This is a genomic window from Mesorhizobium sp. M7A.F.Ca.CA.004.12.1.1, assembly GCF_003997835.1.
GTDB lineage: Bacteria > Pseudomonadota > Alphaproteobacteria > Rhizobiales > Rhizobiaceae > Mesorhizobium.
This window is the reverse complement of sequence record NZ_RZRK01000580.1, coordinates 1-3973: the sequence shown is the minus strand read 5'-3', so window position 1 is coordinate 3973 and position 3973 is coordinate 1. Positions and strand designations below refer to the sequence as shown.

Genomic DNA, 3973 nt, shown 5'->3' with positions numbered 1-3973 from the left:
GGGGTACAGCGCTGACGTGGCAGACGAAAAGCGTTCATACTTTCAGCCCCGCTGCGGCGTCGCGCTCGGCCAGACGGTAGAGCTGGTCGCGCCCGGGCAGATAGGGATCCGGCCATTTGACACCACGGTCGCCGAGCGTGACGGCGGCGTGCAGTGTCCAGTAGGGATCGGCGAGATGCGGCCGTGCCAGCGCCACCAGATCGGCGCGGCCGGCCATCAGGATCGAATTGACATGGTCCGGCTCGTAGATGTTGCCGACCGCCATCGTCGCCATGCCGACTTCGTTGCGGATGCGGTCGGAAAACGGCGTCTGGAACATGCGGCCATAGACAGGCTTGGCCAGTGCCGAGGTCTGGCCTGCCGAGACGTCGCAGATGTCGACGCCGGCCTCGTGCAGCAGCCGTGCGATCTCGACCGCGTCGGCCGGTGTGACGCCCTCGATGCCCACCCAGTCATTGGCCGAAATGCGCATCGAGATCGGCTTCTCCGCCCGCCAGGCAGCGCGCACCGCGCGGAAGATTTCGAGGGGATAGCGCATCCGATTGTCAAGCGAACCGCCATATTCATCCGTGCGCCGGTTGGTGACCGGCGTGATGAAGGACGACAAGAGATAGCCATGCGCAGCGTGGATCTCGAGCATGTCGAAGCCGCAACGATCGGCCATCTCGGCCGAAGCCACGAATTCGTCGCGCACGCGGTCCATGTCGGCGCGATCCATCGCCTTCGGCACCTGATTCTGCGGCGACCACGCCACGGCCGAGGCGGCGATCACCGGCCAGTTGCCGGAGACCAGCGGCACGTCGGTGCCTTCCCAGCCAAGCCGGGTCGAACCTTTGGCGCCGGAATGGCCGATCTGGGCGCAGATCTTGGCTTCGGTTTCGGTGTGGACGAAATCGACCAGCCGCTTCCACGCCACCTCATGTTCGGGCGCATAGAATCCCGGACAACCGGGCGTGATGCGACCTTCCGGGCTGACGCAGGTCATCTCGATATAGAGGAGCCCGGCGCCCCCTTTGGCCCGCTCGGCGTAGTGGGTGAAATGCCAGTCGGTCGGGCAGCCGTCGACGGCCTTGTACTGCGCCATCGGCGAAACGACGACGCGGTTCTGCAGCCTCATGTCGCGCAGCTTGAACGGCGCGAACATCGGCGCGCGGCGCAGGCTGTTGCCGCCGGCGCCCGCCTGGCGCTGGAACCATTCCTCCGCACCGCCCAGCCATTCGGCATCGCGCAGCCGCAAATTCTCATGGCTGATGCGCTGCGAGCGGGTCAAAAGCGAATAGTTGAACTGCACCGGATCGAGGCCGAGATAGCGCTCGACCTCCTCGAACCATTCCAGCGAATTGCGCGCCGCCGATTGCAGCTTCAGCACCTCGGTGCGGCGGGCATCCTCATATTTACGGAAGGCGGCATCCAGGTCCGGCTCGGTTTCGACATATTCGGCCAGCGCCACGGCACTTTCCAGTGCCAGCTTGGTGCCGGAGCCGATCGAGAAATGGGCTGAGGCCGCCGCATCGCCCATCAGCGCCAGATTCTTGTAGGACCAGCGCTCGCACAGCACGCGCGGGAAATTGATCCAGGCGGAACCACGGATATGGTTGGCATTGGTCATCAGCGCGTGGCCGCCGAGATGTTTTTCGAAGATCCGCTCACAGACAGCGATCGATTCCTGCTGCGACATCGCGCTGAAGCCGAAAGCAGTCCAGGTCTGTTCGCTGCACTCGACGATGAACGTCGCGGTGTCGCTGTCGAACTGGTAGGCGTGCGCCCAAACCCAGCCATGCTCGGTCTTCTCGAAGATGAAGGTGAAGGCGTCGTCGAATTTCTGGTTGGTGCCGAGCCAGACGAACTTGCATTTGCGGGTGTCGATGTCGGGTTTGAAGATGTCGACGAAAGCGTTGCGCGCCCTGGAGTTGAGGCCGTCGGCCGCGACGACCAGATCATGCGTCTCCATGTAAGGTTTGGGATCGGCGATGTCGGTCTCGAACATCAGCTTGACGCCGAGTTCGCGCGCCCGGCGCTGCAGCAGGACCAGCAGCCGCTTGCGGCCGATGCCGCAGAAACCGTGACCTGACGAGACCGTGCGCACGCCGTCATGGATGACGGCGATGTCGTCCCAGTAGGCAAAGTGCTTCTTGATCCAGACAGCGCTGACCGGGTCGTTTTTCGACAGATTGTCGAGCGTCTCGGCCGACAGCACGACGCCCCAGCCGAACGTGTCGTCGGCGCGGTTGCGCTCGAACACCGTCACATCGTGCGCGGCGTCCCTCAGCTTCATCGAAATGGCAAAGTAGAGGCCAGCTGGTCCGCCGCCGAGAACCGCAACCTTCATGTCTGCGATCTCCTCTTCGCTTGCTGGAGTTCAGTATCGCGCCGGCGACAAGATATTTCAAGCTTAAAGTTTTATATCAAAACGATTGTCCTGACATGGCGAAAGCGCGCCTGCGTGTCATCGCGCAAGCGCGCTGCCGGATCACTTTTCCGGGTTCTTCGGGCTCCACAGCACCGTCTCGGCGTCCTTCTCATAGGCCATTCCGTCGGGATAGCTGATCGCTTCCAGCTGCAGCCCCCACGGCGCCTGGAAATAGAGGATGGTCTGGCCGGCCGCCGGCCCTTCCTTGACCGGCAGCGGCCCCATCCGCGTCTTGACGCCCTTGCCTTCGAGATAGGCTTTGGCGGCAGCGACGTCGTCGACATAGAAGGCGATGTGGAAGCCGCCAATGTCGCTGTTCTTCGGCGTCAGGTTCTTCTGGTCCGGTGCTGTGTATTTGAACAGCTCGATGTTCGAACCATAGCCGCAGCGCACCATGGTGACCTCTTCGATCACCGCCTTCGGGTCGACGCCCAGGAGATCCTGCATGAAGGTGCCCTTGTCGTCGGCGAACGGACCGAACGACATCGCCTTCTTGCAGCCGACCACTTCGGTGAAGAAGTCGACCGCTTGCTTCATATCGGGAACGGTGATGCCGGTGTGGTCGTGGCCGCGCATGCCCGGGATCGAATCCGCCGAGGCCATGCCGGCGCTGCCGAGCATCGTGGCGGCCAGCGTTGCAATTGCGATAGTGGTCTTCATGTCAGTCCTCTCCATTTGGCGGGACTTGGGTCTTTTGGTCGCACGCCCGAGGCCCGCTCTTCGGCGTGCGTATGCATTCATGTCGGCGCCTTGGCGGCGGAAGGAATGTCCAGCCAGTTCGCATCGATCTCGGGCAGCGGAATGGCCGCGATGAGATCGCGCGTGTAGGCCTGCTGCGGCTTGTCGAACAAGGCGTCGGTGGCGCTCGCTTCGACGATCACGCCTTCGCGCATGACGATCACTTGCCGGCACAGCCGCCGGATGACCGACAGATCGTGGCTGATGAAAGCGACGGTCAGCCCCATTTCCGCCGCCAGCTTTTCCAGCAGCGTCAGGATCTGCGCTTGCGTCGACACGTCGAGCCCTGAGACGATCTCGTCGGCCAGCACGAATTTCGGCGACAGCGCCAGCGCCCGCGCAATGCCGACGCGCTGGCGCTGGCCGCCCGATAATTCGTGGCGATAGCGGTTGGCGAAGCTTTGCGGCAGGCCGACGCGCTGCAGCGCCTCGGCAACGCGCGCCTTGAGATTGTCGCCGAGGCCATTTTGCTTGAGTGGCGCGGCGATAATGCTTGCAATGGTGCGGCGCGGGTTGAGCGACGACATCGGATCTTGGAAAATCATCTGCAGATTGCGCCGCAGTGGCCGCAGTTCCGCTTCCGGCAGATGCGTGATGTCGCGGCCGTCGTAAGTTATGCTGCCGGCGCTCGGTTCCAGCAACCGCACCAGAGCACGGCCGAGCGTCGATTTGCCGGATCCGGATTCGCCGACGATGCCGGTCACCGAGCCCCTGGGCAGGTCGAAATCCAGGCCCTTCAGGATTTCGACCAAGGGCGCGCGGCCGATCAGCGGCTTGCGCGTCATGTCGGGCAGCGCGACCTTCAGCCCGCGCACGGAGAACAAC

3 protein-coding genes are annotated in these 3973 nt (G+C 63.4%); all 3 read right to left on the bottom strand.

Annotated features, from left to right (window positions below; genetic code table 11):
- Nucleotides 1–34: 34 nt before the first annotated feature.
- A complete protein-coding gene (locus EN984_RS25450) occupies nt 35–2329 on the bottom strand; it encodes a bifunctional salicylyl-CoA 5-hydroxylase/oxidoreductase (protein ID WP_127271042.1) in 2295 nt (764 codons plus the stop codon).
- Between the two features lie 141 nt (nt 2330–2470).
- Nucleotides 2471–3070 (bottom strand): VOC family protein, encoded by a 600-nt coding sequence (locus EN984_RS25445; RefSeq protein ID WP_127272534.1) that lies wholly within the window; start codon nt 3068–3070, stop codon nt 2471–2473.
- 77 nt (nt 3071–3147) lie between these two features.
- A complete protein-coding gene (locus EN984_RS25440) occupies nt 3148–3972 on the bottom strand; it encodes an ATP-binding cassette domain-containing protein (protein WP_127384032.1) in 825 nt (274 codons plus the stop codon).
- Nucleotide 3973 lies beyond the last annotated feature (1 nt).

What these genes read in the sequence shown, in the direction of transcription:
- EN984_RS25450 (WP_127271042.1), bottom strand. Translation starts at nt 2,329, where the DNA reads ATGAAGGTTGCGGTTCTCGGCGGCGGACCAGCTGGCCTCTACTTTGCC.
- EN984_RS25445 (WP_127272534.1), bottom strand. Translation starts at nt 3,070, where the DNA reads ATGAAGACCACTATCGCAATTGCAACGCTGGCCGCCACGATGCTCGGC.